This window comes from Streptomyces sp. NPDC025784 (assembly GCF_055558435.1).
In genome coordinates, this window is record NZ_JBVHMN010000007.1 from 359,701 (window position 1) to 385,706 (window position 26,006).

26 protein-coding genes, 1 tRNA gene and 4 pseudogenes are annotated in these 26,006 nt (G+C 69.5%); 14 read left to right on the forward strand and 17 right to left on the reverse strand.

Features of this window, described 5'->3' with window-relative positions:
• Positions 1 to 12: 12 nt before the first annotated feature.
• Positions 13 to 217: pseudogene (locus tag ACZ4IF_RS18890) on the reverse strand (RNA polymerase subunit sigma-24); the annotation flags it as partial.
• A gap of 191 nt (positions 218 to 408) precedes the next feature.
• Between ACZ4IF_RS18890 and ACZ4IF_RS18895 the strand changes: the two are divergent.
• Positions 409 to 1,212 (forward strand): hypothetical protein, encoded by an 804-nt coding sequence (locus tag ACZ4IF_RS18895; RefSeq protein WP_467564205.1) that lies wholly within the window; start codon positions 409 to 411, stop codon positions 1,210 to 1,212.
• Positions 1,213 to 1,612: 400 nt separating this feature from the next.
• On the opposite strand, the gene ACZ4IF_RS18900 is transcribed toward ACZ4IF_RS18895, so the two are convergent.
• The 3 genes from ACZ4IF_RS18900 to ACZ4IF_RS18910 form a co-directional block, all read right to left on the reverse strand.
• Entirely contained in the window at positions 1,613 to 1,963 is a 351-nt protein-coding gene (locus tag ACZ4IF_RS18900; RefSeq protein ID WP_467564207.1) for a hypothetical protein, read from the reverse strand.
• A 65-nt stretch (positions 1,964 to 2,028) separates the two neighbouring features.
• Positions 2,029 to 2,430, reverse strand: coding sequence for a hypothetical protein (locus ACZ4IF_RS18905; RefSeq protein WP_467564209.1), 402 nt, complete (start codon positions 2,428 to 2,430; stop codon positions 2,029 to 2,031).
• A gap of 307 nt (positions 2,431 to 2,737) precedes the next feature.
• Entirely contained in the window at positions 2,738 to 2,887 is a 150-nt protein-coding gene (locus ACZ4IF_RS18910) for a hypothetical protein (RefSeq protein WP_467564211.1), read from the reverse strand.
• 169 nt (positions 2,888 to 3,056) lie between these two features.
• Here ACZ4IF_RS18910 and ACZ4IF_RS18915 point away from each other — a divergent pair.
• Positions 3,057 to 3,151: transfer RNA gene (locus ACZ4IF_RS18915), tRNA-OTHER, on the forward strand.
• Positions 3,152 to 3,266: 115 nt separating this feature from the next.
• Here the strand turns inward: ACZ4IF_RS18915 and ACZ4IF_RS18920 are convergent.
• Positions 3,267 to 3,539, reverse strand: a complete 273-nt coding sequence (locus tag ACZ4IF_RS18920) for a hypothetical protein (protein ID WP_467564213.1) — start codon at positions 3,537 to 3,539, stop codon at positions 3,267 to 3,269.
• A gap of 390 nt (positions 3,540 to 3,929) precedes the next feature.
• On the opposite strand from ACZ4IF_RS18920, the pseudogene ACZ4IF_RS18925 reads away from it, so the two are divergent.
• Positions 3,930 to 4,546 (forward strand): annotated as a pseudogene (locus ACZ4IF_RS18925) (tyrosine-type recombinase/integrase); the annotation flags it as partial.
• Between the two features lie 359 nt (positions 4,547 to 4,905).
• Positions 4,906 to 5,388 (forward strand): DUF5994 family protein, encoded by a 483-nt coding sequence (locus ACZ4IF_RS18930; protein WP_397658919.1) that lies wholly within the window; start codon positions 4,906 to 4,908, stop codon positions 5,386 to 5,388.
• A 148-nt stretch (positions 5,389 to 5,536) separates the two neighbouring features.
• On the opposite strand, the gene ACZ4IF_RS18935 is transcribed toward ACZ4IF_RS18930, so the two are convergent.
• The 7 genes from ACZ4IF_RS18935 to ACZ4IF_RS18965 all read right to left on the reverse strand — a co-directional run bounded on the left by ACZ4IF_RS18935 (position 5,537) and on the right by ACZ4IF_RS18965 (position 10,760).
• Entirely contained in the window at positions 5,537 to 6,583 is a 1,047-nt protein-coding gene (locus ACZ4IF_RS18935) for a fatty acid desaturase family protein (RefSeq protein ID WP_467564215.1), read from the reverse strand.
• Between the two features lie 551 nt (positions 6,584 to 7,134).
• A complete protein-coding gene (locus ACZ4IF_RS18940; protein WP_467564217.1) occupies positions 7,135 to 7,491 on the reverse strand; it encodes an STAS domain-containing protein in 357 nt (118 codons plus the stop codon).
• Between the two features lie 28 nt (positions 7,492 to 7,519).
• The gene (locus ACZ4IF_RS18945; protein WP_467564219.1) at positions 7,520 to 7,765 is read right to left on the reverse strand and encodes a hypothetical protein; all 246 of its coding nucleotides are present in this window, start codon (positions 7,763 to 7,765) and stop codon (positions 7,520 to 7,522) included.
• Positions 7,766 to 7,775: 10 nt separating this feature from the next.
• On the reverse strand, positions 7,776 to 8,480 hold the full coding sequence (locus ACZ4IF_RS18950) for a DUF5994 family protein (RefSeq protein WP_467564221.1): 705 nt from the start codon (positions 8,478 to 8,480) through the stop codon (positions 7,776 to 7,778).
• Positions 8,481 to 8,560: 80 nt separating this feature from the next.
• Positions 8,561 to 9,754, reverse strand: coding sequence for a PP2C family protein-serine/threonine phosphatase (locus ACZ4IF_RS18955; RefSeq protein ID WP_467564223.1), 1,194 nt, complete (start codon positions 9,752 to 9,754; stop codon positions 8,561 to 8,563).
• A 143-nt stretch (positions 9,755 to 9,897) separates the two neighbouring features.
• The gene (locus ACZ4IF_RS18960) at positions 9,898 to 10,407 is read right to left on the reverse strand and encodes a DUF5994 family protein (RefSeq protein WP_467564225.1); all 510 of its coding nucleotides are present in this window, start codon (positions 10,405 to 10,407) and stop codon (positions 9,898 to 9,900) included.
• A gap of 203 nt (positions 10,408 to 10,610) precedes the next feature.
• Positions 10,611 to 10,760, reverse strand: a complete 150-nt coding sequence (locus tag ACZ4IF_RS18965; protein WP_467564227.1) for a hypothetical protein — start codon at positions 10,758 to 10,760, stop codon at positions 10,611 to 10,613.
• 151 nt (positions 10,761 to 10,911) lie between these two features.
• On the opposite strand from ACZ4IF_RS18965, the gene ACZ4IF_RS18970 reads away from it, so the two are divergent.
• On the forward strand, positions 10,912 to 12,702 hold the full coding sequence (locus tag ACZ4IF_RS18970; RefSeq protein ID WP_467564229.1) for a sensor histidine kinase: 1,791 nt from the start codon (positions 10,912 to 10,914) through the stop codon (positions 12,700 to 12,702).
• Positions 12,703 to 12,966: 264 nt separating this feature from the next.
• Positions 12,967 to 13,839 (forward strand): slipin family protein, encoded by an 873-nt coding sequence (locus ACZ4IF_RS18975; protein WP_397658929.1) that lies wholly within the window; start codon positions 12,967 to 12,969, stop codon positions 13,837 to 13,839.
• Between the two features lie 115 nt (positions 13,840 to 13,954).
• On the opposite strand, the gene mgtA is transcribed toward ACZ4IF_RS18975, so the two are convergent.
• Positions 13,955 to 16,615 carry a magnesium-translocating P-type ATPase gene (gene mgtA / locus ACZ4IF_RS18980; RefSeq protein ID WP_467564231.1) on the reverse strand — a complete coding sequence of 887 codons (2,661 nt, stop codon included), beginning with the start codon at positions 16,613 to 16,615 and terminating at the stop codon, positions 13,955 to 13,957.
• Between the two features lie 812 nt (positions 16,616 to 17,427).
• Between mgtA and ACZ4IF_RS18985 the strand changes: the two are divergent.
• Both ACZ4IF_RS18985 and ACZ4IF_RS18990 read left to right on the forward strand, forming a co-directional pair.
• A pseudogene (locus ACZ4IF_RS18985) lies at positions 17,428 to 17,505 on the forward strand (VapC toxin family PIN domain ribonuclease); the annotation flags it as partial.
• Positions 17,506 to 17,518: 13 nt separating this feature from the next.
• Positions 17,519 to 17,804 (forward strand): annotated as a pseudogene (locus ACZ4IF_RS18990) (IS481 family transposase); the annotation flags it as partial.
• A gap of 191 nt (positions 17,805 to 17,995) precedes the next feature.
• Here ACZ4IF_RS18990 and ACZ4IF_RS18995 read toward each other — a convergent pair.
• Positions 17,996 to 18,577 (reverse strand): HD family hydrolase, encoded by a 582-nt coding sequence (locus ACZ4IF_RS18995; protein WP_397658931.1) that lies wholly within the window; start codon positions 18,575 to 18,577, stop codon positions 17,996 to 17,998.
• A 13-nt stretch (positions 18,578 to 18,590) separates the two neighbouring features.
• Entirely contained in the window at positions 18,591 to 19,718 is a 1,128-nt protein-coding gene (locus ACZ4IF_RS19000; protein WP_467564233.1) for a helix-turn-helix domain-containing protein, read from the reverse strand.
• Between the two features lie 217 nt (positions 19,719 to 19,935).
• Between ACZ4IF_RS19000 and ACZ4IF_RS19005 the strand changes: the two genes are divergently transcribed.
• From ACZ4IF_RS19005 to ACZ4IF_RS19030, 6 genes are all read left to right on the forward strand, one after another.
• Positions 19,936 to 20,349 carry an ATP-binding protein gene (locus tag ACZ4IF_RS19005; protein WP_467564235.1) on the forward strand — a complete coding sequence of 138 codons (414 nt, stop codon included), beginning with the start codon at positions 19,936 to 19,938 and terminating at the stop codon, positions 20,347 to 20,349.
• Complete coding sequence (locus ACZ4IF_RS19010) at positions 20,343 to 20,699, forward strand: hypothetical protein (protein ID WP_467564237.1); 357 nt, start codon at positions 20,343 to 20,345, stop codon at positions 20,697 to 20,699. Before ACZ4IF_RS19005 ends, ACZ4IF_RS19010 begins: the two co-directional genes overlap by 7 nt.
• Positions 20,700 to 20,826: 127 nt before the next feature.
• Positions 20,827 to 21,129 carry a putative ATP-grasp-modified RiPP gene (tgmA, locus tag ACZ4IF_RS19015; protein WP_467564239.1) on the forward strand — a complete coding sequence of 101 codons (303 nt, stop codon included), beginning with the start codon at positions 20,827 to 20,829 and terminating at the stop codon, positions 21,127 to 21,129.
• Entirely contained in the window at positions 21,126 to 22,100 is a 975-nt protein-coding gene (tgmB, locus tag ACZ4IF_RS19020) for an ATP-grasp ribosomal peptide maturase (protein WP_467564241.1), read from the forward strand. The genes tgmA and tgmB overlap by 4 nt, the downstream gene beginning before the upstream one ends.
• Positions 22,090 to 23,280, forward strand: a complete 1,191-nt coding sequence (gene tgmC, locus ACZ4IF_RS19025) for an ATP-grasp peptide maturase system methyltransferase (RefSeq protein WP_397658937.1) — start codon at positions 22,090 to 22,092, stop codon at positions 23,278 to 23,280. The genes tgmB and tgmC overlap by 11 nt, the downstream gene beginning before the upstream one ends.
• A gap of 31 nt (positions 23,281 to 23,311) precedes the next feature.
• A complete protein-coding gene (locus ACZ4IF_RS19030; RefSeq protein WP_467564243.1) occupies positions 23,312 to 23,638 on the forward strand; it encodes a DUF6087 family protein in 327 nt (108 codons plus the stop codon).
• On the opposite strand, the gene ACZ4IF_RS19035 is transcribed toward ACZ4IF_RS19030, so the two are convergent.
• Complete coding sequence (locus tag ACZ4IF_RS19035) at positions 23,639 to 25,312, reverse strand: relaxase/mobilization nuclease domain-containing protein (protein WP_467564245.1); 1,674 nt, start codon at positions 25,310 to 25,312, stop codon at positions 23,639 to 23,641.
• Positions 25,309 to 25,956 carry a MobC family plasmid mobilization relaxosome protein gene (locus tag ACZ4IF_RS19040; RefSeq protein ID WP_397658940.1) on the reverse strand — a complete coding sequence of 216 codons (648 nt, stop codon included), beginning with the start codon at positions 25,954 to 25,956 and terminating at the stop codon, positions 25,309 to 25,311. Before ACZ4IF_RS19040 ends, ACZ4IF_RS19035 begins: the two co-directional genes overlap by 4 nt.
• Positions 25,957 to 26,006 lie beyond the last annotated feature (50 nt).

Here is a 26,006-nt window from a genome sequence, read left to right on the forward strand (position 1 = left end):
TTCGCAGGGGGCCGCGCGGCCCAGCAGCAACTGCCGCTTCCGCTCGTTGCGCGCGAGGCCCGCGGCCCGGACGAACTCCTCGCGCGCCTCCGCCGTACGCCCGAGCCGGGCGAGCAGGTCGCCGCGGACGTCGGGCAGCGGGTGGCAGCCGGCGAGGGAGGGCTCGGCGGCGCGCGTCGATGATCGCGAGCCCCCGCCGCGGCCCCTCGGCCATCGACGTCGGCCCACCTTTCACGGCCCAGAGACGGCCGGGCAGCCCATGCCCGGCTTTCAGGCGCGGGCAGTCGGCCTGACCTTGCGGATCTCGACCTCGCCCGCGTCGGGAAACGGGTACCCGCCGGGCGGGAACCGGTGTAATGTCACGCTCTTCGCCCGGCCCACGGTGCGGAGTCCCGGTGGGTAGCCGTCATGCTCGATCAGTCTGTCCCCGACCCGTACACGATGTGGCGGCTCGCCCTCGCCGAGGTGGACCGGATCTTCGCCTCCCCTCCGGAGCTCGACCGGCCGGTGGAGGGGTGCACTCGTTGCTTCACGGAAGCGGAACTGCGCATCCTCGGCGGTGATCCACGGGATGTGCCGGATGACCTCCTCGCAGGCTTCATGGGCAAGGTCGTCGATCACTGGGACGCGGACCAGTACGCGGTCCTGTGGCGCCGCCTCATACCGCGTGCCGTGCGTCACTGGGGTCCGGAAGGCCCTGGCACCGACCCGTCCCGTGAGCTGCGCGGTCTCGGCCGGTACGGGGCCGAACTGGTCGGCTGGCCGGTCGCCGAGCGCACCGCGGTCGAGCAGGCGTTCCGGGCACTGCTCACCCTCGCCCTCACCGGCGGCCGGTCCCCGAAGGACATCCGCGACCTCCTGGAAGGCATCGCCCACGCCACGGGCGGCCTGGAGCCATGGCTGGACCACATCGCCGGCCTCTCCGGCCCCGCCGCGGATGCCGGCCTCGTCCGACTGGCAGTCGGCTGGGGGACGGATTTCCTGTGGGAGGAGTTCAAGTTCTGGTGGTGGTACGACGGCGACCCGCAGACCGTCGCCGACTGGCTGCTCACGCAACGACCCCGCATCGCGTCCTTCACGGCACGCCACCCACACTGCAAGAACGCCGCCGACGCCCTCATCGCGATCTCCCACCTCCAAGAAGGTGACTGGAGCCCGTGGCTCTACCCCTACGACCAGCGCTCCCTCCTCCACCTGACCACCAGGAGGTGAAGTCGGCTCGCCTCGCTGCCGTGTTCCGGGCGTGAGCTTCACGTCGTAGCCGCCGTTCGTGGTCAGCGATCTGACGGGCCGCAGGGACGTCGGTGCGACGTCTGATCAACCGCTCGTTTTCACGATCCACCAGGAAAGGACCGTTACTCTCAGCCGAGGGCGCGGTTCGCTCTGACCGTCCCAGACACCCCCCAGTAGAGGATCCACCCGAACGGCAGGGCCCCCGACCAGTCGTCACGGTTCTGCCTGCGAGCCGCCACTGCTACCCGCGGCTGGGGACGTTCTGCCTGGGGATCGCGTCCGAACGGCTCCTGGTGACGGCGTCATCAGCTTGGGAAGCTGCGCTCATTTGGGACGGGGTTGGGTGCTGACCTGGACGAACGGCTGGATGATGGCGTCTTCAGACCGAGTCGTTGTCACCGTGGCTCCCCGCCGTTCCCCGCTCTGTCTGGTGCGCTTGTGGTGCGATAGCACCATCCCCGCTCAGCGCCGCTGACTCGTCGGCTTCGCCGTACAGGGCGGCGCGGAGGCGTTGCTTGGCCGCTTCGAGGCGCGGACCGTAGTCAGGCATGAAGATCTCGCCGAGCGTCGTGTCCAGCGTTCCCGAAATGGTGTAGATCGGGGACCAGACGGCTCGGTCGCGCACGATCTCCTGAAGGTCGTCGGACTGGAACATGACTTGGTAGAGCCAGTCCGACAGCACGAATGCCTGATCGCGCGTGAGCCTGATGGTGATCGCTTCTTCGTCCACGACCTCAACCTAGCCCCCTCGACTGTTGGTGTCGCGGGCCCTGACCTGCTACGACGTCGGCTTGCTCACCAATCCCGCCACTGGTCCGTGAGCTCATGCCGCCCGAGTCCGCGCCTGGCGGTCAGGGCCGCGACGTCGACCCCTTGCTCGGTGAGGGCCTCGTCTATGTAGGTGCACAGTTGCTCGCGCTCATCGGTCTCGAACGCGCACTGGTCGTGAGCTTCGTTCACCGCGTTCAGGGCCAGGACCACGCGCTGCGCCACGGCGAAGACGCGTTCGTCGTCTCCTCCGGCGAGTGTGGGCAACTCGGCCTCAAAGGTGTCCAGGACGGCATCAGTTGCCGACAGAAGCTCGTCGGGGAATAGGTCGACCATGCACGCGCAGTCGGGATCCAGAGTGCCGGCGGCAAGCTCCGCGGCTTCCTGGGCTATGCCCCTGCGCCAATTCGTCGTCGGTCTCTCGGCCATGAGGCCGGACCGTACAGTGCGGCTCTGACAACGAGTTCCGCTCTTCACGGCTCGCCAAGCAGCTCATGAGGGGCATGAGCTTGGGAAGCTGAACTGATCTACGGGGTGGTTGATCGGCTGACCTGGGCCGGGCGCGCACGGCGCATCATTGTCGACGGCACGGCCTATCGCCGGCGGCTGCGACACCGGCCGACCTACTTCCAGGGCCTGGCCCGGTCGCCGTGCACGTTCGCGGTCGAGCATGCGGAGCCCCGGGGGACAACGCTTGTGGTCGCATCGTCATTTCTTGGTCGGCGAGGGTATGCGGTCAGGGGCCGAAGCCAAAGAACAGCATCCAGATGGTCCCCATGAAGAGGACAGTCGGCACGACGATGATCAACAGCATCACTCCGGCGATGCGGACAAGGCTTGCAGCGGCCTCGAAGAGTGCGTCCTGCACGGGCTCTTGATCGGTCATGTCCCCTCCTCGCGCGCAGAGTACAGCTCGGCCGACGGGGCGACCCTTTCGGGTCAGCGCTCTTCTGGGGGGCATCGGCACCCCGGGGTCGCCACCCACCGGGAATTTGGAAGGACCTCCATTGCACTGCCCGTCGACGTCGGCATCTTCGTGAGTGGCCGGTTTCACGGCGTGGGGGCTGCGTCGGCAACCTGTGTCCTGCACACGGTCTGGAAAACCGTCGTGGCGCGAGTCACCGTGGGTTCAAATCCCACACCCACCGCAGGTGAAAGGTCCCTGACCAGCAAGATCGGCCGGGAGCCTTCGCCATGCCCAATGCCCGCTCCGCACCGCTGTTGCCCGTGGTTCCCCGTCCGATCGGGCACGCGAGGGACACGACCTACTTCAGGGGCGACAACTCGTGCGGCAGATCGCAGGCGTCCCGCTCCAGGTGCAGGCGACGGAGCTCTCGTAGCTCGGCGACGGGAAAGGGATGCTGCATCCACTTCTTCAGGTACCCGTCCTCGCCGTGCAGCCGAAGGACGTCTTGCGCGGCTTCCATGACCACGTGACCGATAGTGCTGCGCGACTGGACCGAGCTCCACAAGAGCTCGCCTTCGGCGTCCGGCAGATTGAAGCTCTTGAACATGTCAGGGAACAGGTAGATACCCATCTCGACGGCTGTCCCGCGGCTGTTGAGGACCCACCTCACTTCTGGGGGCTCCAAGTCGAACGAGAACCGCCGAGCAGCGTCAGGTCCGTACAGCCCTGCAACGCCGACGAGTAGATCAGCAAGAGCATTCGTGCAGTAGCTCGGACTGCACTTCTGCTCCGACTCACCATCCGAGATTCGATACGTTGCCCAACCGGATCCGTTCAGACTCCAACTGAACTGGAGATCACTCGACACTTGATCCCTCCCCTGTGATCGTCTGCGGAGACGGTACATACCTCCCTGACCCACCACTCACCGCAGCTCCTATCCCGTCCGCCGTCGACCCATACACCGTGGAGCGGGCGTGGTTCAGGGCGTCGAGGTGGAGCCGCATCCGGCACGTTCACTTGGACGCTCGACGAGACCTCGACTTCCTCGCCGCCTCCCGTCGAGATCCGCTCTTGGCGGCCTTTGTGCTCGCCGTCGACATGGGGCTCCGGCGGGGCTAGACCAGCGGGCTTCGGTGGTCGGATCTCGACCTGGACAACCGGGTCCTCCACGTCCGCCGGCAGACTCAGCGCCGCCGTGGTGTCCTCTACGACGACGACCCCGAGGGCCGCCGTCGTCGTGTCGTCCCTCTGCCCGCGCTGTGCATCGCCCCGCTGCGCCGGCACCGGATGCGGCAGTCGACAGGACGCGCCAAGGCGGGGGAGCGGTGGCAGGAGTCGGGGTACGTCTTCACGACCCGCACCGGGCGCCGGGTCGAGCCGCGGAACGTCTACCGCTCCTTCACCCGCGTCGCCGCGTCGGCCGGCCTCCGAGTGATCCGGCTGCATGACGCTCGGCACGGCACTGCCACCCTCCTCACGGCGGCCGGGGTCGCGCCCCGCGTCGTGATGGAGATCCTCGGGCATTCGCAGATCAGCATCACCATGGACGTGTACACGCACGTCGCGCAGGACACCCAGCGCGAGGCCATGAGCCACATGGACCGGCTGCTCAGGAAGCGCCCCGGTCGTCAGTGACCAGCGCCGTTGATGCCAAAGATGGATGTCAAAGGCCCCGGACCATGATCGGTCCGGGGCCTTTGCGCTGGTGCCCCCGGCAGGATTCGAACCTGCGACACCCGCTTTAGGAGTTTTCCCCGAATGGGCCTGCGACCTGGTGAAATGCTCGCTGCAGGTCGCCTGGCCTGGGCAAACACTCCTCCGTAGTTCTCGTTTGTTCACGGGGTTTCCCGGCCTCATGTGTGCTGGATCCGTTCCGGATGGGGCCGGTCGATAGAGGGCGATTTCGGAGACGCCGGCTCGCGTGGCACCTGGAGTAGCGTGGCAGGTGCGAGGCGGTCCCGTTGTCGCACCTGCCCTACAGACGGGTGGTCCTCATGACCAGCTCGGATACATCTCCTGTTCCCCGGCGTCTGCCCAGCGGTGTCCACGAGGCTGTGCGGCCGGGTTGCGCGCTTCTCCGGCTGGAGACGATCCCATCACGTGAAGGTGTCCTCGATGGTGCGTGGTGGCCGCGCTCGCGGGACATGGGTGCCGAGCTGCCCGCGCTGCTGAGTGCCCTCGTCGCCCACCTCGGCCCCGTGACCCGCGTGGGGCTGGACACCGCAGCTTGGGAAGATCTCCCGACGCGCATCGTCGTGGACGACCGCGTGGTGCACATCGATTCCTTCCCGGTCGGTGACGACACGGTACTGATCACCCGGGGCGACCGGGACATCTTCTCGCTGCTGGTGGTCCCGCCCGACGCGGCACCGGACGCCGCCCGCGCCGCGATGGCCCAGGCGGTCCGGGCGGACAACATCAGCCAGGCGGAACAGATCCTCATCGACACCGGGAGCGGGCGCGGAACGTCGGGCTGACGGGGCGGCGCGGGGCGCGACCGGCGCACGACGCGACCGGCGCACCGGCTCGACGGTCTCGGACGGCGGGGGCGAGGGCGGCCCGCCACTCGGGGGCGTGCCGGTGGTGACCGCAGCACGGTCTCCGACGATGGCTCCGGCAGGTGTCTCAGGTGGGCACGCGGGCCTGCCGCAGTGGTGCTCCGGCCCGGTGGAGACTGGCGAGGGCCAGCCGGTAGGAGGCGATCAACCCGGTCTCCACGTAATCCAGACCCAGTTCCTGGCAGTGGCGCAGCACGATGGTCCGGGCCCTGCGCAGGTTGGGACTGGGCATGCTGGGGAACAGGTGGTGCTCGATCTGGTGGTTCAGTCCGCCCAGTGCGATGTCGGTGAACCAGCCGCCGCGCACGTTGCGTGAGGTGAGCACCTGGCGACGGAGGAAGTCCGGGCGGTCCGTGCCCTTCAGGAGGATGGGCATGCCCTTGTGGTTGGGCGCGAAGACGGAACCGAGGTAGACGCCGAACAGGCACTGGTGGACGGCGAGGAAGGCGATCGCCATGCCGGGCGGCAGCAGCCAGAGCAGTACGGTCAGGTAGAGCACGAAGTGCGCGAAGAGCAGGACGCCGTCCAGCGCGCGGTGCTTGAGCGAGCGGTTGGCCAATGCCTTCACGCTCGACACGTGCAGGTTGAAGCCCTCCAGGGTGAGGAGCGGGAAGAACAGGAACGCCTGCCGGCGGCCGATCAGCCGGGGGAGCCCCTTGGCGGCCCGCGCCTGGTCCTGGGACCAGACCAGCAGGTCGGGGTCGAGGTCGGGGTCGAGTTCCTCGTGGTTGGGGTTGGCGTGGTGGCGGGTGTGCTTGTCCTGCCACCAGCCGTATCCCATCCCGATACCGGCACCGGCGATCCGTCCGGACACCTCGCTGGCCCGACGCCGACGGAACACCTGGCGGTGCGCCGCGTCATGGGCGAGCAGGGCGACCTGGCCGAAGACGACGGCGAGGAAGGCTGCGACCGCCAGAGTCCACCAGCTGTCGCCCAGGACCACGAGGGCTGCCCACCCACCGACGTAGAGCCCGGCCACCACCGTGCTCCGCAGCGCGTAGTAGCCGGGACGGCGCCTCATCAGCCCGGCAGCGGCGATCTTTCTGGACAGACGGGCGAAGTCACTTCCGGACGCCTCCGGGGGCGGGGGGCGGACCGCGGTGTTTCTGCTCATGACGGTGGAACTCTCCGGACAAGGCCGATCGGCTCTGCCCCGCTGGGACCGGGCCGCTGGAAGGGCTTTACGACGTCCCTGGTGCGGACGCATCACGCGATTCTGGAGTCGGGGAGTCGATGGTGTCGGGAGGCCGTCTGCTTCGTCGGTCAGCGGCTGCGCAGGCCCTCCTGTCTCCGTGCGGGTACCCCACCGGGGGTGCCTCACGCCCTGACGGACGGGCCTTGGGAGCGGTCCGGCTGAACACTGACGAGTGCTCGACCCCAGGCCGGTCAAGCCGCGTACCGCTCCGGTGGCGCGAGTACGGCTGCTGCTGGAGCCTTACGCCGCTCCGGCGCGGACCCCGGAGCGACTGACGCGGGAGACGCTCGCGCACGCACGCGACTCGGCCGGTCTGGAACAGCCTCTCCGCGAGTCAAGCTCAACGGAGTCCGCCACCGGGCACGACGCGCCGATTGAGACCCACGGGGCCGGACTCCCGGACTCCCTCAACGGCCAGGGTGACCAGTGCCCGCCTGTGCTGCCCGGCGACCCGCTGGCTGGGGACGCTCCTATGGGCGCCACTCCCGATGACGCCGGGCCCCTCCCGGCCTCATCGCATAGAGCAGACGATTGTAGCCCGTGTCCGTGAGCAGTCGTTCGGTCTGCGGGGAGGGGTGGTGCAGCAGCAGGAACGCGTGATTCTCGGCGGCGTGCCGTGACACGTCGAGGAAGACGCTCAGGCCGCTGTCGTCACAGCGGTCGACGGTGGTCAGATCGACGTCGATGAGGGTGATGCCGTCCCGCAGGCACCGCTCCAGGGCGGCGCGCACGTGGGGCGCGGTGGCGGAATCGATGACACCGGCCAGGGTGACCAGGGCCCGCGTGCCCCGGTCGTGCCGGTAGAGGCTCAGCCGCGGAAGAGTCATGACGCCTCGGTTCAGGTGCTCAAGGTCCTCAGATGCCTCGGTCCACGGGCCCCGGCCGCTCCTCGCGTGGTCCGGGGCCCGCGTGTACGCCCCGGGCACGCGTCGCCGCGGACCGAGCCGACGGTGGCGCGGCCCGGCCGCGGCGGCCGGGCCGGGGGGTGCTGTACCGGTACGCGGCGATCCTGTCGGCGTGCTGGAGCCCGAGCCGGTGGATCACGTACGCCGCCACTGCGACGAGGACCAGGAAGGCGGTGGCCGTCAGGAAGGCGCTCATGGTGGCCACCTCACATACCGATGATCAGCCGGCTGGCCCGGCCGGGCGGACCGGTCTGTTGGGGAACGGCAGCGGACACCGCGGAGGCGCCGCCCTCATACTCCCAAGCCTCGTCCGGGTCCAGTGGCTGGTCGCCCGCCAGGACGCCGTGCCGGGCCTCCTCCGCGGCGATCAGCGCGCTCGCGGTCAGTGGCGGGCCGTCGTGGTCGGACGCGGCAGCCATCAGCCGGGCCGCCGGCTCCGCCCCGGTCCCGGGCGGGATGACCAGCAGATCCCAGCGGCCGGTGCCGTAGGAGAGGAGCAGCAGCTTGTGCGGATCGATCTCCGGAGTGAACCAGCCGACCTTGACGATGTGCCCGCTCACGGGAACCTTGCGGGGGATGACCGGCCAGTGCTCCGGGTTGACGGCGATACGGGTGATGCGGCCCCACAGGGGGTCCAACACGTCCGTGAGCGCTGGCAGTTCGCTCAGCAGGTCCCGGGAGCGAGGCCACCAGGCTCCGTCCAGGAGTCCGCGGGAAGTGCCGTCGGTTTTCAACGCGAGACGTGCGGCCGGGGCTGCGCCGGGCTCGGGGTGCGGCAGCGTGGGGTACAAGGTCGCCGACATGATGCGGACCCGTCTCCGGGCCACCTCTGCGGCGGCCCGGGTTTCATGCTTCGCCGGGAACGACCCGGCGTGGAAGCCGGTGTGCGAGATGCCCTCGGTACTGTCCACACTACTCCGCGTTTCCCGGCGGCGGGTTTTCCCGGCGGCGAGGAGCAGTGACCGCACTGTCGGACGGCGGGGGCGAGAGGTCACCCGCGCCACTCCACCATGAGCAGGGTCGCGTCATCGCTGGTCCGTCCGCCCCGCGCACGCTTGAGCGTGTGGGACAGGGACCGCGTCACCGCCCGGATACCGCGCCCGGTCCTCTCCAGATGGTTCACGCAGTCGATCAGCTGGTCCTCCCCGAACTCCTCCCCACCGCTTCTGTGTTCCTCGACCACTCCGTCGGTGAAGCAGAGGACTCGGTCCCCGGGCACCAGCCCCAGTTCGCTGATCCGGGGCACCGAACCACCCAGGCCGACGGGAAGCGTGGTCGGGCTGGCCAGACGCTGTGCGACGCGGTGGTCGCGGACGAGGACCGGCGGCGGGTGCCCGGCGTTGACCCACTGCACCCGTCCCGTCGTCGTGTCCAGCTGCATCATCTGCGCGGTGACGAAGTGCTCGGGACCGAACTGCTCGGCCACGGCGCGGTCCATGAACGCGTAGATCTCCGACAGTCCGATGCCGGCGCGGCGGGCGTGGCGGTAGGCGCCGATGGCCACGGTGGCCATCGTGGCCGCGTCCAGTCCGTGCCCCATCGCGTCGATCATCGCCACGTGGAGGACGTCGCCGTTCAGCGCGTAGTCGAAGCTGTCGCCGGCCACGTCGTAGGCGGGTTCCAGGATCCCGGCGACGGCGACCCGGGGCATGATCATGGCCAGCGGTGGCAGCAGGGACCACTGGATCTCCGCGGCGACGCTCATCGCCTCACCCCGTCGGACACCGAAGAACAGGTCGGAGTAGCCGTGCTTGGTCACCAGAAGGTCGGCCACCAGGCCGGAGATCCTGTGCAGCAGGCGGCGGTCGTGGTCGTCGGCTCTGTCCAGCGTCACCGCCATGACCCCCACCTGGTCTCCCCCGTCCAGCAGCGGCAGATGGAGCCGTACGCCGTCGGCCTCGGCCAGTTCGACGGGCTGGGCGTCGAGAAAGCAGCGGCCCGCCTCGGAGTCGTCGATCACGTGCGGTTCCCCGCCCGTGAGGCCCTCACCGGGCAGCGGTACGAGCAGCAGCTGGCCGTAGTCCTGCAACAGCACCTGCGGTCGGCGGCCACCGAGCCGCTCCACCACGTCGGCGACCAGGGGCCCGATGAGATGGGGCGGGAGTTCGTGCGCGCTGTCGAGGATCTTTCCGAGGAGAGCTTCCCCGAAGCTCTCGGAGCGGTCCGCGCGCCGTCCTGCCGTCATCCCCTCACCCGCCGTGGTCCGCTTTGCGCGGGGGGCGGGCCGGGATGGCAAAGGATCTGTCGGTGCCATGGCTCCATCACGGGGTTGTGGACGCCCGATCCGCCGGTCAGGCGGAGCCGGCCGGGTCGGGCTGCTTACCTAGGTCAGGCTCCGGCTCCTCCTTCTGACACCCATGTGTCCTGCCCGTCGAGGCCGTCCTCGGCGAGTGCCAGCAGGCGCGGAGCCGACAGTGGGTTCGCGGGGTCGGAGGCGGCGGTCAGCAGCCGGGCCGCCGTGTCGGCCGGTTCGTCCGGTGGGACCACCAGGAGCTCCCAGCGCCCCACGGTGCCGCAGTCCACGGTGATGGCGTGCATCTCGGCGTCGTCGTCGCTCAGGGCCACCTCGATCACATGGCCGGGCGCCATCACCTCCTGTGGGGCATCGGGCCACGCGGCGGTCCCCACGGTCACGCGGGTGACGGTGCCGATGCTCGGATCCAAGGAGCCGACCAGCGCGGGCAGCTCCAGTTCCAGGGCGTCGCAGCGCGGCCACCATGCGCCGTCCAGCGGGCCATGGCTGACGTCCGGCGTGAGGCGCAACCGGGACAAGGGCGTCCGGTAGGAGTGTCCGTCACCTGGCGCCGCACCTTCTGCGGGCTGTGTGATGGCGTTCATCGTGCGATCCGTTCCGGGCGGTTTTCCGGCTGCCCGTGTCTGTCACTCGCAGGGAACGGCGCCGCCATGGTCGTCGTGCGCCCGAAAGTTCTCGGTAGCTGTCAGGCTACTCCCGGCCGTGGCGGGCGGCGCATCTGCTGCTTTCCTTGGAGAGGAACGGGCTATTACCCAGGCCGTAGCCCGGTTCGTGCAGCAAGCATGCGTCACCTCCGCGAGCGCCACTCCCTGCCGGAGCCGGAGCCGGAGCCGGAGCCGGAGCCGGAGCCGGAGCCGGAGCCGGAGCCGGAGCCGGAGCCGGAGCCGGAGCCGGAGCCGGAGCCGGAGAGCGCCCTGATGACCTGCCCTCCGCGCATCGCCTGTCCTCGCCGCAGAAGGCGCACACGTTCGGTCACAGGAAGGCCCGCGGCTCGCTGTCGCGGCCGGCCGTGGGGCGTCGGCCGCGTCGGTTGTCGGCTACCTGCTCGATTCGAACGTTCAAGCGTCGTGCTCCTCCATGGCGGGTCGATGGAGGCTTCTCGGGTGCATGCTGGAGGGATCGGGGGCCTCCCGAGGGGAGTCGGCGTGGACGAGGACACGGGCGCTACGCGGCGTACCGGAGATCGGGTGGCGCCCCGCATCCGGTTGGACGAGCAACTGGAGGAGGTACAGGCCCAGATCACGCGAGTGCGTTCCGCCCGGGAGCGGGTGGTCGGACTGCTGGAGGCGGTTCTGGCTGTCGGGACCGAGCTGGACCTGGGTGCGGTGCTGCGCCAGATCGTGCGGTCCGCGGTCACCCTGGTCGACGCCGAGTACGGGGCGCTGGGCGTACTGGGCGAGGAAGGCGGTCTCAAAGAGTTCATCACGTACGGGATGGACGAGGAGACCCTCGCCGCGATCGGGCACCCTCCGGAGGGCCGGGGAATCCTCGGGCTGTTGATCCGCGAGCCGCACTCGCTGCGGTTGGCCGATCTCAACGAGCACCCGGACGCCGCTGGTTTCCCGGCCGGGCATCCGCCGATGCGAACCTTCCTCGGCGTTCCCGTCCGGGTGCGTGAGGCGGTGTTCGGCAATCTGTACCTGACTGACAAACGCGGTGGCGCCGAGTTCGGCACCGATGACGAGGCGGTGCTGGCGACGCTGGCCGCGGCGGCCGGCGTGGCGGTCGACAACGCCCGGCTGTACGAGGCGGTACAGCGCCGCGAACGCTGGCTGACGGCCAGCAGCGAACTGACCCGCAGCCTGCTGTCCGGCACCGCCCCGGCCGAGGTCCTGGACACGTTCACCGCCACCATCCGCGAGATGGCCGACGCCCATCTGGTCGCCCTCGCCGTGCCCATCCCCGGCACCGGCGACCTGGTCGTCGAAGCCACCTCCGGCCAGAACGCCGACCGCGTACGCGGGCTGGTTCTGCCGGCCACCACGCTGGCCGCGAAGGTCTATACCTCCGGCGAGACGATCACGACCGACGACTGGAGGTCCGACCCTCGAACCGAACACGACACCGTCCCCATGCTCCTGGGGCCGGTCTTCCTCGTCCCGCTCGGCACCCCCGAACACGTGCGGGGCGTCCTGCAGGTCGCCGGTCTTCCGGGCCGTTCCGCCTTCACCGACGCGACCGTCGCCATGATCGCCGGATTCGCCAACCACGCCGCACTCGCCCTGGAGATCGCCGAGCACCGCCGCGCCGCCGAACAACTCCTGCTCCTCGGCGACCGTGACCGCATCGCCCGCGACCTGCACGACTTGGCCATCCAGCGCCTGTTCGCCGGAGGAATGACCCTGCAATCGGTCCTCTCGCAGGTCTCCGACCACCCGCAGGCCGTGGAGCGCATCCAACAAGTCGTGGACGACCTCGACGACACCATTAAGATCATCCGATCGACGATCTACGCTCTGGGACAGGGTGACAGCACCGGGCGCACGCGCCTGAGGTCGCGCCTGGTCGCCGAGACGGGCGGCGCCGCCGCGACCCTGGGTTTCACTCCCGCCCTGCGCATGACCGGCCTGCTGGACACTCGCGTAGCCGACGACATCGCCGACCAGTTGCTCGCCGTGCTCCGCGAAGCCCTCGCCAACGCCGCCCGGCACGCCCACGCCACCGCCGTGGACGTCACGGTCGAGGCCACCGCCACGCATCTGATGCTGCGGGTCTCCGACAACGGCCGCGGCATCGACCCGGCTCGCACGCGTCGCAGCGGACTGGCCAACCTCCGCACCCGTGCCACGGAACTCGGCGGAACCCTCACCATCGCCCCGCACCGGCCCACCGGCACCACCCTTGACTGGGCCGCCCCCCTCCCCACGGACCAGGGCTGACCCCTGCGCCCGTACGGGGGCCGTCACGGTGGGGGACCGTTCGGCCCATGCGGTGTGGTCCCCGACGAACGATGCTGGACATACGGCCGGTCCTCAGGTTCTCGGATTCTCACGGCCTCAGGTGCCGGTCCCGGTGAATCGCGCCCCTCGCGACGGGCCACGAGCACATCACGGTGTGCTCGCCCCCCTTGGTGTCACGTGCTCCGCCGACCCATTCCCAGGACCTCGCGCGAACGCCCTGGTCCTCGTCCCGAGGAGCCCAGCATGCAACTCCTGATCGTTCTCATCGTCGTGGTCGGCCTCGTGGCCCTCTTGGTGCTCGCCATGGCCGTGAAGGTCGTCAAGCAGTACGAGAACGGCGTGCTGTTCCGCTTCGGCCGACTCGTCGGAACACGCTCCCCCGGGCTGCGGTTCATCATCCCGTTCGTCGACGCCCTGCACCGGGTGTCACTGCGGGTCGTCACCATGCCGATCCAGTCCCAGGGCATCATCACCAAGGACAACGTCAGCGTCGACGTCTCCGCCGTGGCCTACTTCCGCGTGGTCGACGCGGTCAAGTCGGTCATCGCGATCGAGAACGTGAACTCCGCGATCGACCAGATCGCCCAGACCACCCTGCGCAAGGTCGTCGGTCAGCACACCCTGGACGAGACCCTGTCCGAGACCGACCGCATCAACCTGGACATCCGTCAGATCCTCGACATCACCACCGCCGAATGGGGCGTGGAGGTCACCCTGGTCGAGCTCAAGGACATCCAGCTGCCCGAGTCCATGAAGCGCGCGATGGCCAGGCAGGCCGAGGCCGAGCGGGAGAAGAGGTCCAAGATCATCAACGCCGAGGGTGAGTCCCTGGCCGCTGCCGCTCTGGGCGACGCTTCCGACACGATGATGGCCCATCCGCTCGCCCTGCAACTGCGCAACCTGCAGAGTCTGGTCGAGATCGGTGTGGACAAGAACACCACCGTCGTCTTCCCGGCACCGCTGATGAGCACCATCGGCGAACTCGGCTCCTTCATCGCCCGCGAAGCGAACGCGGCCGGCGCAACGGCGCCGCCGTCCCCCTCGCTCGTACCGCCCCTCGACCTGGCCAGTTCTGCTCGCGTGCCGGCACCGAACGGAGGGACCGAAACCACGTGAGCGCTCCTGTAGGTGGCGAGCCCGCGGTGGACCGGCAGGCGCACGTGCGCCTGCCGGCCCACCGCGGGGTGATCCGGCGTCCCTGTGCGCCGCTCGCCGCACGGCACGGTCCGCATCACGGCGGGCCGTCGACCGGCGGGGGGTGGGGCGCGGCAGTGCTGAAGCGGCCGGCACGGCGCCGCAGGTGACGGCGTCCGGCGTAGTGCCGGGGAACCGCAGGAGCCGCGACCGCAGCTCCGTAGAAGAGCCGTTTGCCTATTTCGACGAGGGCCAGGTAGGCGAGGATCATGCCGACCAGCGTGGCGAAGAACCCTCCCGGAAGCGGTTGGAAGCCCAGGGTGTGGGCAAGTGGGGTGGCCGGCAGCACCGCGCCGATGATGACGACGCCGAGCGCGGCGAGGGTCAGCGGCAGGCTGGGGTGGCTGCGGAAGAACGGGATGCGCCGGGTGCGGATGGCGAAGATCACCAGAGTCTGGGTGGCCAGCGACTCGACGAACCAGCCGGAACGGAACTGGGCCGGCCCGGAGTGGAAGACCCAGAGCATGACGCCGAAGGTGACGAAGTCGAACACCGAGCTGAGCGGCCCGAAAGAGATCATGAAGCGGCGGATGAAGGCGATGTCCCAGTGCGAGGGCTTGCGCAGCTGGTCCTCGTCCACGTTGTCGGTCGGGATGGCTAGCTGACTGCTGTCGTAGAGAAGGTTGTTCAGCAGGATCTGTGAGGGGAGCATCGGCAGGAAGGACAGGAACAGCGAGGCGCCCGCGGCGGAGGCCATGTTGCCGAAGTTGCTCGAGGTGCCCATCAGCACGTACTTGATGGTGTTGGCGAAGATCCTGCGGCCTTCGACCACACCGTCCGCGAGGACGTCGAGATCCTTCTCCAGCAGGATGACGTCGGCCGCGTCCTTGGCGACGTCGGTGGCCGAGTCGACGGAGATTCCCACGTCGGCCGCGTGCAGGGCCAGTGCGTCGTTGACTCCGTCGCCCAGGAACGCCACGCCGCCGCGGCTGCGCCGTTGCGCGTGCACGATACGGGCCTTGGCCTCGGGACTCACTCGTGCGAAGACGGTGGTCCCGGTGATCGCTTCGGCCAGCTGTGCGTCGTCAAGGGCGTCGACCTCGCTGCCGGTCATCGCCCCCGCGTCGGTGAGGCCGAGGTCATGGCAGACCTTGGCGGCGACCGCGGCGTTGTCGCCGGTGACGACCTTCACCGCGATGCCCAGGTCAGCGAGTCTGCGCAGTGCTGTGGCGGCGCCCGGTTTTGGCGGGTCGAGGAACACCAGCAGCCCGATCAGGCTCAGCTCCCTCTCGTCTCCGGGCCGGACGGCCCGCGCTCCGGAGGCGACGGGCCGGGTGGCGACGGCGATCACGCGGTTTCCCGCCGCGAACTCGGCCGCCAGCGCGTCGCGGGCTCCGGGCGGGACGTCGACGCAGCGGTCCAGGACAGTTTCCGGAGCGCCTTTGGTGACCAGGCTCGAACGGCCGTCCCTGTCCCGCACGAGGACCGAGATCATGCGCCGTTCGTGATCGAAGGGCAGCACCGCGACCTGGGTGTACACGTCCAGCGCGGCCCGCTCGCCCGCGGCGGCCGGAGACCGCCACAGGGCCTGGTCCAACGGGTTCCCGCCGACGTCCCGCGCATCCCGCGCCGCGTTCTCGGTACTGAGCAGTCCCCACTTCACCACCGCCTCGGAATCGTGGCCACCGGCGGGAACGGCGCGCATGTACTCGATACGGCCCAGGGTGAGCGTGCCCGTCTTGTCGGTGAACAGGACATCGACATCGCCCAGGTCCTCGATGCAGACCAGCCGCTTGACCAGCACCTTGCGTCGGCTCATCCGGCGCGACCCGGCGGCCAGGCTGGTCGAGACGACGGCAGGCAGCAGTTGCGGGGTGATACCGACCGCGATGGCCAGCGAGAACAGCAAGGCGTCGATGATCGGCTTGTGAAGCACTACGTTGATCACGAAGATCGAGCTGGTCAACGCGCCCGCCACGTAGACCAGCAGCAGGGAGAAGCGCCGCAGGCCGACCTGGAACTCGGTGTCGAGAGGGTGGGTGTCGAGCCCGGCGGCGATCTTGCCGAACTCGGTGTGTGCTCCGATGGCCACCACCACGCCGCGGGCAGCGCCTGTCCGAACGACCGTGCCCATGAGAGCGCACCCGGACAATTCGGCCAGCGGGGTCCCGGCCGGGACCGCGGCAGTGGTCTTGTCCACCGGGAGCGACTCGCCGGTCAGGACCGACTCGTCGCACTCCAGGCCGGTGACCTCCAGCAGCCGCAGGTCCGCCGGGACGATGTCACCCAGACGCAGTTCCACCAGGTCACCGGGGACCAGCGCCGTGACATCCACCAGGGCCGCCCGGCCGTCGCGCAGCACCACGGTCTGATGGTGGATCTGGGAGTGCAGTGCCTCGGCGGCTTTCTCGGCGCGATACTCGTTGACGAAGCCCAGTCCCACGGACGCGCTCACGATCAGCCCGATGATCACCGCATCGCCTCGCTCGCCCACCAGGAAGGACGCCACAGCGGCCGCCACCAGCAGCCCGAGCAAGGGCGAACGGAGCTGATGCCACAGCACGGGGAGTACCCGGGCACGGTGCGTGGCGACCGCATTGGGGCCGAACTGCGCATGCCGTCGCGCGGCCTCCTCGCTACCGAGGCCCTCCCCCCTGACGACACCGAGCGCACGAAGGACTTCGTCCCCCGAGACGACCGCCGCCGACACCACCCCGGCCGCGAGCACGGACGGCTGCGCCGGAGCGGAGACGCTCACCCTGCCCAGCCTTTGGAGGCGGGTGGCCCGTTCCTCGGTGCGGGGTGCCGGCTGGTCTCACGATCCCGGCACTGCTGCTTGGTCATGCGCATCGCCGTCCTGGGGCTGTCATGCCATCCCGGCCGGTGAGAACGCGGGGTCCACAGACCCGGCGGGCTCCAGGGTTCCAGCATCGCACGCTCATCGCGCTTCGACGCCCGCCACATGGTGCACCCGCCGAGTGTCACCGAGGAACTCGGCGGCGGTACCGGCACACCGCACAGTGGTGGCAACGGGAGGCGTATGCGAATTGCCTGCTCGTGGATCGCATAGCGCCTTCCGGTGCGAGATCACTCGCACGCCCAGGCCCGGCCGGTCTGCCGGTATTCCTCCACCGGGACGTGTTCGACCCCGGTTCGCATCCGGGCGGTGCAGAGCAGGCCGTCGAGGTGGGCGAGGACGGGGCGGACGAGGCGGACGAGGCCGCGTTCATAGACGGTGGTTGTGGATTCGCCGGTCAGGGGGTTGCCCCACCGTGATCTTCGGCGGGCGGGGCACGAGGCCGCGGACGTCGAAGAAGCGACGGCGCTTGGATGGCGACACGGCTTCTGACCTGCTGGTATGCCACCCGGGGTGCAGTTTCGAGGGCTGGTTTCGCACCGCTGTTTACCGTGGTTGTCCGGTCTTATGGGCACGCTATGGGCACGCCTCCGCGTGGGGACGCCAGGCGGGGGCGGGACTGCTCCAATACGGTTCTGCACCTGTGGATGCGGGATGTGCCCGGCACATCGGCTTGCAGAAGCACACCCCTCCACGGGCACCTGACGGCCGGTGACCGACGAGACTTCCGGGCAGTACGCCCACTCGGCCGCCACAAGGCGTTCCGGGTACTCCCCGGTGACCTCCCGCTCCGACGCAGGCCCCCCGGCGGACAAGTGCCCGCGCCCGCAAGGGCCTTGTGTCCTGCCCGCGACGAAGCATGTGCAGGACGGGTGTCTGCCGTCGCCCAGCGCCGGTGGCTTCGTGATCGCCGGACAGCGCGTCCAGCTCGGCCGCGGTCATGCCCGCCAGGTCGTCACCGCCCACCCGGACGAGACCAGCATCCATGTCTTCCAGGGCACCGAACTGATCACCACCGTCCCCCGCATCACCAGGAAGGAGGGTGGTCGTGCGCAACTCCGGCGAACACAACCGCCGGAAGATCGTCTAGGGCAGACGTCAAGCATCGCTGACGCCCTCGTCCAGCAGACCTTGATGCGGCCGCCGTCGTACGTCATGGTCTCCCCCTTCGCCGGGGGCACGGTCAGCGTAGTGACGTTCGGGTTGCGGTTCGGGTAGCGACGTCGCTCGGGCGACCCGGCCGGGGCACCGAGGGCTGAGTGCCGGTTCCGTCGGACGAGGTCAGCTCTGCGTCTCCCCAAGGGCTGCGCGCAGCCAATCCAGAGACTTGGTCGCAAGCACCGCGTCGGCGAGCTCATTGGCGGACTTCGTGGTGAGTCGTCGGCGGCTGTTGTCGATCCAGCGCTGCGCGTTCTCGTAGCCCTGGGCCTTGTACTCGATGCCCTGGATCATGCATTCCAGCTTGTCGGCGTCCCGGGCGCAGAGGGCCTCTGGGGACTCTTTCGCCTCGTATTCCGCGACCAGCTCGCGTACCGCGGTGGCGAGGATCTCGGGCATGCCCGCGACCTGGTCCTCGGTGACCGCTCGCGGGTCTGCCTGTGGGGCGTACTTCCTGCCCAGGTAGTTCACGTCCCCGGTACGGGTTTCCTGCGAGTCGTGCCATACCGCGAGGAACGCGGCTTGTGCGGGGTCGGCGCCTTCCAGTTTCGCGATGATCGTCGCGAGGAGAGCGGTGCGCCATGAGTGCTCCGCCACCGACTCGGGGTCGCGTACTCCGGCCATCCACCAGCCTGTGCGCTTGGTCTGCTTCAGCGTGCCCGCCTCGTACAGGAAGCGCGCCACCGCGGACAGGTCTTCAGCCACCGTCGGACTCCTCTCACGCCTCGGCGAGGCGGATCGCGTACCGGATGCTCTCCAGCTCCCGGCGCCCGCGCGCCGACAGCTCCCGGCTATCCAACATCACGGGCAGCCTGTCGCGCAGGGCGCGTCCTGCTGCTCCGGATCGCAGCAGGTTGGGCCGTACCTGGAGCAGAGACCAGACGGAGTGGATATTGAGGTCGACGTAGCCGTGATGCGGTGCGAGGCCGTGCGAGAGATGGGCGAGCAGTTTGTCGCCTGGCCACGGTCCAGGGGTGCGGGCGGCGATGAAGTCGTCGCTCAGCTCCAGGTGGGCCGTCTCGCCGATCCAGTAGGCCCAGTAGTTCAGGTTCGCGGCCTCGCCGGCGTCGTCGTCGATGAGGGCGGCGTCGATGAAATGACTCATGCGGTCCCGGTCCCCTTGCCGGGCCGAGACCGCGGCAACAGACCGGGAGTTGAGCCAGCCCGTAAGCCAGCCGCCAGGGCGTTCTGTCGCCTGCTGGTGAGCGAGCCATGCGGGGGCGTCGTCCTGGTCGTCGTACCCGGAGAGGTAGAGGGCCTGGCGGCGGAGCAGGAACTGGTCTTCGCCTCGGGCCTGCTCCGCGGTGCGCCGCATCTGTGTGAAGAACCGCGCGCGGTCTGCGACCGACAGCTCCGGCCCGGCCGGCGCGGGGCCTCTGCGCTTGCGTGGCGAGGCGGGCAGGTCGCGGACGGGCTGGGGCGGCACGTGGTTGAGGGGCCATGCGAGGACCTCGACGAGGTCACGCTGCATCACCCAGGCCCCGAGCGGGCTTGCCGCGACGTCGGCCTGGTCGTCGAGGGCGCTCGCGAGGAGGACGTCCGCCTCCAGGGCACGATCGAGGGCTTGCAGGAGCGCCGGGGCGGTGCCCATGTGCATCAGCCGATGACGGTGTACGAGCATCTGCCCAACCGGTACAGCGGTCAGCGGGCGGCGGCCCGATTCCCAGCCCGCGATCGTGTCTGCAGACACGCGCAGCTGCTCGGCTGTGTCCTCCTGGGTACGTCCCTGCTGCTCTCGGATGACCCGGAAGACATAGCCGGAGATGACGCCCGTGCGCGGGCGCCCGCCTGATCCCTGACTGCCGGTCAGGGTTTGTCGCGAAGTCGACTGCATGAACAGCCCCATTCCCGTGTGTCCGCAGCAAACCACCCGTACTTGCGGTCACTTCTAGCTGTGATCACGGCTCTCTACCGTCGTATGCACCACCGAACGAGCCTAGTAGGGAGGCTGTCACTGTGGGTTTCGTTGCGGATGTCCCCGAGCCGATCCTCCTCAGGCGACAACGCCCCGACGGCCGGTGGTTGGGCTACCCCGAACGCGAGCACCTCCAAGGGACGCGACGATGACCATGACGGCTGCAACGGTGGGACCACAGCGCTACCAGGAGCGGTATGCGGCGAGGCTGGAGTCCGTCACTCAGGCGCGTCGGGACATAGTGCTGGTGCTTCAGACCTGGGGCCTGCCTCAGCTGGTGGACGTCGCCGCGCAGGTCGTCACCGAGTTGGTGGCCAACGCGGTGGAGCACACTGACGCCGCCACGATCGGCGCCTCGATCACCCGGGTGGGCAAGGAGTCCGCCCGGATCGTCGTGACGGACACGTCCCGCACCAGACCCACCCCGGGCACGCCGTCACCGAACGACGAGCACGGCCGCGGTTTGCTCCTTGTCGAAGCTCTTGCCCACGCCTGGGGCAGTGAGCTGGTACGCGGCGGGAAACGCATCTGGGCAGAGCTGCGGGTGCCGGCCGCATGCTGATCGCGCCTGTCTCCTTACGGCTCCTGCCCGCAGAGGGGTTGGCCGGCGACCCGCGCCCAGACGCGTGCGTGGAGCTGGCCTTCAACCCCACCTGCATGTCTGACGAGGCCGACGCGATGGTTGTCCCGGAGCCGGTCCGGATCACTCCAGCTGACCTTGTACGACTGCGCGTCGAGTCGGGCTTGGTCCTCGAGGAGATCCGCTTCGAGGTGCAGCGCGCCGAGAGCGCGTGGCGGCAGCACCTCAGCCGCTGGTACCGCGACGGTCGGCTGGCGGCCGAGGCCCGCGCCCCGGACATCAGCCTTCTTCAGCGAGTCCTGGACGGACTGCGGAATCCCGTCTGGCTTTGAGTCAGACCCGGCGCCTCTTCTTCCCGGCGCCCATGAGACCCCCGCACCAGCAGGACCGCCTTCCGCGATGCCGTGCGGGTGAGTAAGGCACACGAAGGACAGGAACTCCCGACCAGAGAGGAAGACCGTGTTCAACCACATGGACCGATTCCCCACCGGCAGCCCCCTGCCGCAGGGGCACCTGACCGCAGCCCCGTGGGGCCTGCGCCGCATCGCCCCGTACCCGCTCGTCGAGGGCCCCGCCTACGCGTCGGCGATGCTGGACGCGGAGACGCAGACCGCCCGGTACTTCGACACGTCCGGGGTCCCCACCATGTCCCCGGGCCACGGCACGTCCTCCGGCACGAATCCCGCGACCGGCACCACGGGCCAGGGCGACCGCAACAGCGACTCCCCGGACAGCGACACGGGCAACGACACCGACCAGTGACTCCGCTGACGAACGACGATCGTCCGGTCCTGGTCGTCACCAACCTCGACGACCCGACCGCGGACTTTGTGATCGCCGAGCTGCACGACCGGGGTGTCCCGGTCGTGCGGTTCGACTCCGGTGACTTCCCTGCCACTCTGTCGTGCTCGGCCACCGTCGGCGGCGACAGTGACAGCTGGCGGGGAAGCGTGCAGACACCGAGCCGACGTGCCGACCTGGGCGCGGTGCGTTCCATGTACTACCGGCGCCCCTCCGGGTTCGCCTTCCCCCACCTCGACAAGCAGGACGAACGGTTCGCTGCGGCCCAGGCCCGCTACGGGCTCGGCGGCATCCTGACCTCTCTGCCTGGCTGCCTCTACGTCAACCATCCGAACCGCATCGGCGACGCCGAGTACAAGCCGGCCGGGCTCGCGGCAGCGGCGGCGGCCGGCTTCATGGTGCCGCCCACGCTCGTCACCAACGTTCCCGACGACGCACGGGCCTTCATCAAGGAGCACGGCCCGGCGATCTTCAAGCCGATCTCGGTCCCGCTCTACCTGGTCGACGGCAAGGCCCAGACCGTCCCCGTCACCGAGGTGGCCGCCGACGAGATCGACGACTCCGTGACCGGCACCATGCACCTCTTCCAGAAGCGCGTGGACAAGGTCGCCGACATCCGGGTCACGGTGATCGGCGAGCAGATCTTTGCCGTGCGGATCGACTCCGGTCTCCTCGACTGGCGCACGGACTACGGCACGCACACCTACACGCCGCTTGCCGCGCCGCCCGCTGTGGAGCGGTCGATGCACGCCTATCTGAAGCACTTCGGGCTCGTCTTCGGGGCGTTCGACTTCGCTCTCACCGACTCCGGCGAGTGGATCTTCATCGAGTGCAATCCTTCCGGGCAGTGGGCATGGATGGAGCCGCCGACCGGTCTGCCGATGACTGCCGCACTCGCCGATCTCCTGGAAGGAGGCATCCGTGGCCTGTGAGCGCGATATCGAGACGGCCGCCGTCGATCTACGACGCCGGCTCGCCCGGCAATTGGAGAAGGAGGGCCGGCTGTGCACGCCGCAGTGGAGGGATGCCGTGGAAGCCGTGCCCCGCCACAAGTTCATCCCGCGCTTCTACCGGGAGAGCGACGCTGTCGGCGTCACCACCTGGGAACCGGTCACAAAGGAAACGGTCGGCAAGGAGGAGTGGCTCCGGCTCGTCTACACCGACGAGACATGGATGACCCAGTTCGACGGCCACGACATCGACTGGGCCGACCCGAAACCGATCAGCAACGCGGCCCCCACCTCGTCGTCGACATTGCCGAGCCTCGTGGTCCGGATGCTCGAAGACCTCGACGTGCAGGACGGTATGAACGTGCTGGAGATCGGCACCGGAACCGGCTACTCGACCGCCCTGATGTGCCACCGGCTCGGCAGCGAGAGCGTGACTTCGATCGAAACGGACGAGGGCGTGGCCCGCCGCGCCCGCGAAGCTCTCACCGGATCCGGTCACACCCCTCACCTGGTGGTGGGGGACGGCCGCGCCGGCCACGGCGCCGGAGCCCCGTACGACCGGCTGATCGCCACATGCGGCTTCCGCAGCATCCCGCCCGCCTGGCTGGAACAGGTCCGGCCGGGCGGCATCATCCTCACCACCCTGCGCGGCTGGATGCGCTCCCTCGGCCTGGTCAAGCTCATTGTCACCGGGGATAGCGCGAGCGGCTGGTTCAGCGAGGACGACCCGAGCTTCATGATCGCCCGCCAGCAGGACGCGCCGGAGAGCCTCGGCAGGGTGCCGGGCCCCGACGACGGAACAGTACGGAGAGCCACGTACGGGCCAGAGGCCCTCACCAGCTCCGGGCCGGCCTTCATGGCACAGCTCGCGGCGCCGGACGCCCGTTTCTTCTCCATGGCTCTTGAAGGCGGCCCGGTCAGCACGTTCCTGCTGGACAGCGTCACCGATTCCTTCGCCGTCCTCTCTCTTACGGACGACGGCGGCTGGCAGGTCCGCCAGGGCGGCCCCCGCCGCCTGTGGGATGCGGTCGAGTCGGCGGTGGGCACCTGGGAGGAGTACGGCGCACCGAACACCGCCGCGTTCGGCGTGACCGTCTCCCACGACCAGCAGGTCGTCTGGCTCGGGAACCCTAACGGCCCGCAATGGCCGCTACCCTCCTGAGGCAGCCACCACCGACGCGAGGAACGCCAGGATGGACGACGAGCCGCTGAAGAACCGGGCGGAACGCCGTGACGCCAGGATCGGCCGACTTCGCGCCGTGCTCGTCGTGTCCGGCGACGGGCCCCGGGCATCGCATCTGAATCCGGATGCGCCCCGCGCCATCGAGCGGTGGAACGGGCACACATGGGAGCCGCACGGATTCGCCGCCAACCTGGCCGAGGCCAAAGCCATCCTGTACCCGGAGACCGACGAGCCATCGCCCCCAGGGCCGGTGCCGAAGCCGCTCGGTTCCGGCACCGGCAAGCACCGCAAACCCCAGGCACCCAGGCCGGATGGTGGCGGTCGGGCGCAAGGGTGATCAGCGTCGCCGCGCCTGCGGCTGCTGTGGAATGGCGGGGTCAATCACGGCGTGATGCGCATTGGGTGCCTGGGCTCGTGGGCCGGGTGCGTGGCGTTCACCGAGGCGTTGGATGCGCCAGGTGAGGGTACGGGCGGTGGAGCGGGCGTCGTCCAGTGCACGCTGGTCGGCGGCGTGTTGGAGGAGTTGTCGGGGGTCGTGGCCGGCGGTCTCGGCTTGGGCGAGTGCGGCGGCCAGTGCCGGCCAGGCGGGGTCGTCGAGGACCTGATCGGCATGGTCGGGCAGGACGGCTCGTATCTCCTGTGCGTGGTGTTCCATGGTGCAGGCTGGTGGTTTGCGCTGGGCCAGGGCGGGCAGTGGCTGGGCCGCAGCGTGCTCGTAGGCCGCCTGGAGGTGGATCAGGGCCTGGTGGGCGGCTGCGACCTGTTGGTCGTGTCGGCGGGCCTGGTGCCAGCGGGCGGCGGCGATGACGACCAGGACGGCGATGTCGAGGAACATGGCCAGCCCGCTCCCGTCACCGGTGACCGGTGTCGTGCGCAGTGCGCGTACGGCGCCGCGCAGGGCGCGGGCCTGGTCCTGCTGGGCGCGGATGCGGGAGCGGGAGGCGCGTTCGAACGCGAGGGCAGCCTGCTGGAGCTGCCGGAACAGGTGGTCGGGGGCGAGCAGCGGCAGGATGTCGAGGGCCTCGGCGAACGCCGCGATGTGTGCCTGGGCGACGGTGTCGTCGCTCTGGTCGAGGTGGTGTGGGATGCGTTCGGCTGCGGCGGTGGCCTGGTGCCAGGGGTTCGGCTTGCGTCGGCTGCTCGGCTCGGTTGCGGGTGGGGTGTCGATGCCGGTGAGGCGCTCGCGGATTTTGGGGAAGGACAGGTCGGGGGCGAGATGGGAGCCGGAGAACCAGACCGGCTCGCCGGCGGCGTTGGTGTCGCCTTCGACGGCGACCTTGTAGCCGCGTATGTCCCCGGAGGGGAAGTGCTGGACGTCGACGCGGACGCCGTCGATGCCGTCGAGGAAGTGGAGGAACTCTTCCGGGCTGGCGGCGATGGACACCAGCTGGCGGACGGTGGTGCGCAGCTGTTCGCGGGAGGTTGTCTTGCGTCCTTGGCGGCGGGCCTTCTCCTGCTCGGCGCGGGTGGGCCGTTTGGCGGCGGTGCGGTCCCCGCGGACGACCTGCTGGAGGCCGTATTCCTTCTCGATGGCGGCGAGTTCGCGGTCGGCGGTGAGGTAGTCGTTCCAATGGCGTGCGGTGCGCAGGTCCGCCCGGACCTTGGTGGCGGCGATGTGGATGTGGTCGGGTGCGTGGCGTACGGCGACCCAGCGGCAGCCGTCCGGATCGCCGTCGGGTCCAATGCCGGTGGCGGCCACGACGCGGCGGGCGATGTCGGCCCACTCCTCGTCGCTCAGGTGGCGGTCGCTCTCGGCGGCCCGGATCGAGCAGTGCCACGTGTGCTTCTCGGGGGCGCGGCCGTGGCGGCGGGCCTGCTTGACGTGCAGGTCGAGGTCGGCCACCAGGAGCCTCTTCGTTGCGTCGAAGTCGTCGGCGCGGCCGGGGTCGGGGGCGAAGCCGTCCCAGGAGGCCACCAGATGCGGGTCTGTGTGGTCCTTGGCCTTCTTCGTGTCGAAGAGGTAGCGGATCAGGCCGGCGGTGTCCTTGCCGCCGCTAATCTTCGCGATCATCGGGCCGCCTTCTTTGAGACGGCCTGGTTCGCGGCTGCCGCCACCTCGCGGACTGTGGCGCCGACGGCGGTCAGGGTGCGTTCGGCCTGAGCCAAGAGCGCGGTGTCCCCAGGGTGTGGATGGCCGCCGGAGTTGAGCTTCTTGGCGATCTGGTTGATGTTGTGGCCGATGGCGGCGACCTGCTTGCGCAGGGCGGTCAGCTCGTCGATGTAGTCGTCGAGTGCGGTGCGCTGGCCGGGCAGGGCGAGGTCGCCGTGGACGTGGGCCATGACGACGGTGCCGACGTAGTGCGCGCCGGAGACGTTCAGCGACCGGGCCATGGCGAGGATCTCGGACTTCTCGGCGATGCTGTAGCGGGCGTCGACACGTTCCTTGCGCTGGCCGTTCGGGTCGGGCTTACGGCGTCGGGCGACACGGTGCAGCGCGGCGGCTTCGGCAGCACGCGGCAGCGGGTCTGCGGCGATGTCAGCGGGCTGTTCCAGGTCGGGCGCCCCCTGGTGCCCGAGTGCCTCCGCCACCCCCGGGGCGGAGGCATCGCCGCTGGGGCCGTCCTTGGACGGTCCAGCGGCATACCTTGCTGCGCTGGTGGCGGTAGTGGTCATCTGCTGCGGCAGTCTTGGCACTTCGTGGTGAGGGTCGTGCATCGGGCGGTTCTCCGTGCGTGGTGGGGAAAGAGGTCATGGCTCCAAGACCG

Excerpts from the sequence above, each read along its gene's own strand:
- ACZ4IF_RS19005 (WP_467564235.1), top strand. The coding sequence starts at position 19,936 with ATGACCATGACGGCTGCAACGGTGGGACCACAGCGCTACCAGGAGCGG.
- ACZ4IF_RS19040 (WP_397658940.1), bottom strand. The coding sequence starts at position 25,956 with ATGCACGACCCTCACCACGAAGTGCCAAGACTGCCGCAGCAGATGACC.
- ACZ4IF_RS19000 (WP_467564233.1), bottom strand. The coding sequence starts at position 19,718 with ATGGGGCTGTTCATGCAGTCGACTTCGCGACAAACCCTGACCGGCAGT.
- ACZ4IF_RS18910 (WP_467564211.1), bottom strand. The coding sequence starts at position 2,887 with ATGACCGATCAAGAGCCCGTGCAGGACGCACTCTTCGAGGCCGCTGCA.
- ACZ4IF_RS18975 (WP_397658929.1), top strand. The coding sequence starts at position 12,967 with ATGCAACTCCTGATCGTTCTCATCGTCGTGGTCGGCCTCGTGGCCCTC.
- ACZ4IF_RS19010 (WP_467564237.1), top strand. The coding sequence starts at position 20,343 with ATGCTGATCGCGCCTGTCTCCTTACGGCTCCTGCCCGCAGAGGGGTTG.
- ACZ4IF_RS19030 (WP_467564243.1), top strand. The coding sequence starts at position 23,312 with ATGGACGACGAGCCGCTGAAGAACCGGGCGGAACGCCGTGACGCCAGG.
- ACZ4IF_RS18970 (WP_467564229.1), top strand. The coding sequence starts at position 10,912 with ATGGAGGCTTCTCGGGTGCATGCTGGAGGGATCGGGGGCCTCCCGAGG.
- ACZ4IF_RS18940 (WP_467564217.1), bottom strand. The coding sequence starts at position 7,491 with ATGACTCTTCCGCGGCTGAGCCTCTACCGGCACGACCGGGGCACGCGG.
- ACZ4IF_RS18960 (WP_467564225.1), bottom strand. The coding sequence starts at position 10,407 with ATGAACGCCATCACACAGCCCGCAGAAGGTGCGGCGCCAGGTGACGGA.
- ACZ4IF_RS19035 (WP_467564245.1), bottom strand. The coding sequence starts at position 25,312 with ATGATCGCGAAGATTAGCGGCGGCAAGGACACCGCCGGCCTGATCCGC.
- ACZ4IF_RS18965 (WP_467564227.1), bottom strand. The coding sequence starts at position 10,760 with ATGCGCGGAGGGCAGGTCATCAGGGCGCTCTCCGGCTCCGGCTCCGGC.
- ACZ4IF_RS18895 (WP_467564205.1), top strand. The coding sequence starts at position 409 with ATGCTCGATCAGTCTGTCCCCGACCCGTACACGATGTGGCGGCTCGCC.
- ACZ4IF_RS18905 (WP_467564209.1), bottom strand. The coding sequence starts at position 2,430 with ATGGCCGAGAGACCGACGACGAATTGGCGCAGGGGCATAGCCCAGGAA.
- ACZ4IF_RS18935 (WP_467564215.1), bottom strand. The coding sequence starts at position 6,583 with ATGAGCAGAAACACCGCGGTCCGCCCCCCGCCCCCGGAGGCGTCCGGA.
- ACZ4IF_RS18945 (WP_467564219.1), bottom strand. The coding sequence starts at position 7,765 with ATGAGCGCCTTCCTGACGGCCACCGCCTTCCTGGTCCTCGTCGCAGTG.
- ACZ4IF_RS18930 (WP_397658919.1), top strand. The coding sequence starts at position 4,906 with ATGACCAGCTCGGATACATCTCCTGTTCCCCGGCGTCTGCCCAGCGGT.
- ACZ4IF_RS18955 (WP_467564223.1), bottom strand. The coding sequence starts at position 9,754 with ATGACGGCAGGACGGCGCGCGGACCGCTCCGAGAGCTTCGGGGAAGCT.
- ACZ4IF_RS18920 (WP_467564213.1), bottom strand. The coding sequence starts at position 3,539 with ATGGGTATCTACCTGTTCCCTGACATGTTCAAGAGCTTCAATCTGCCG.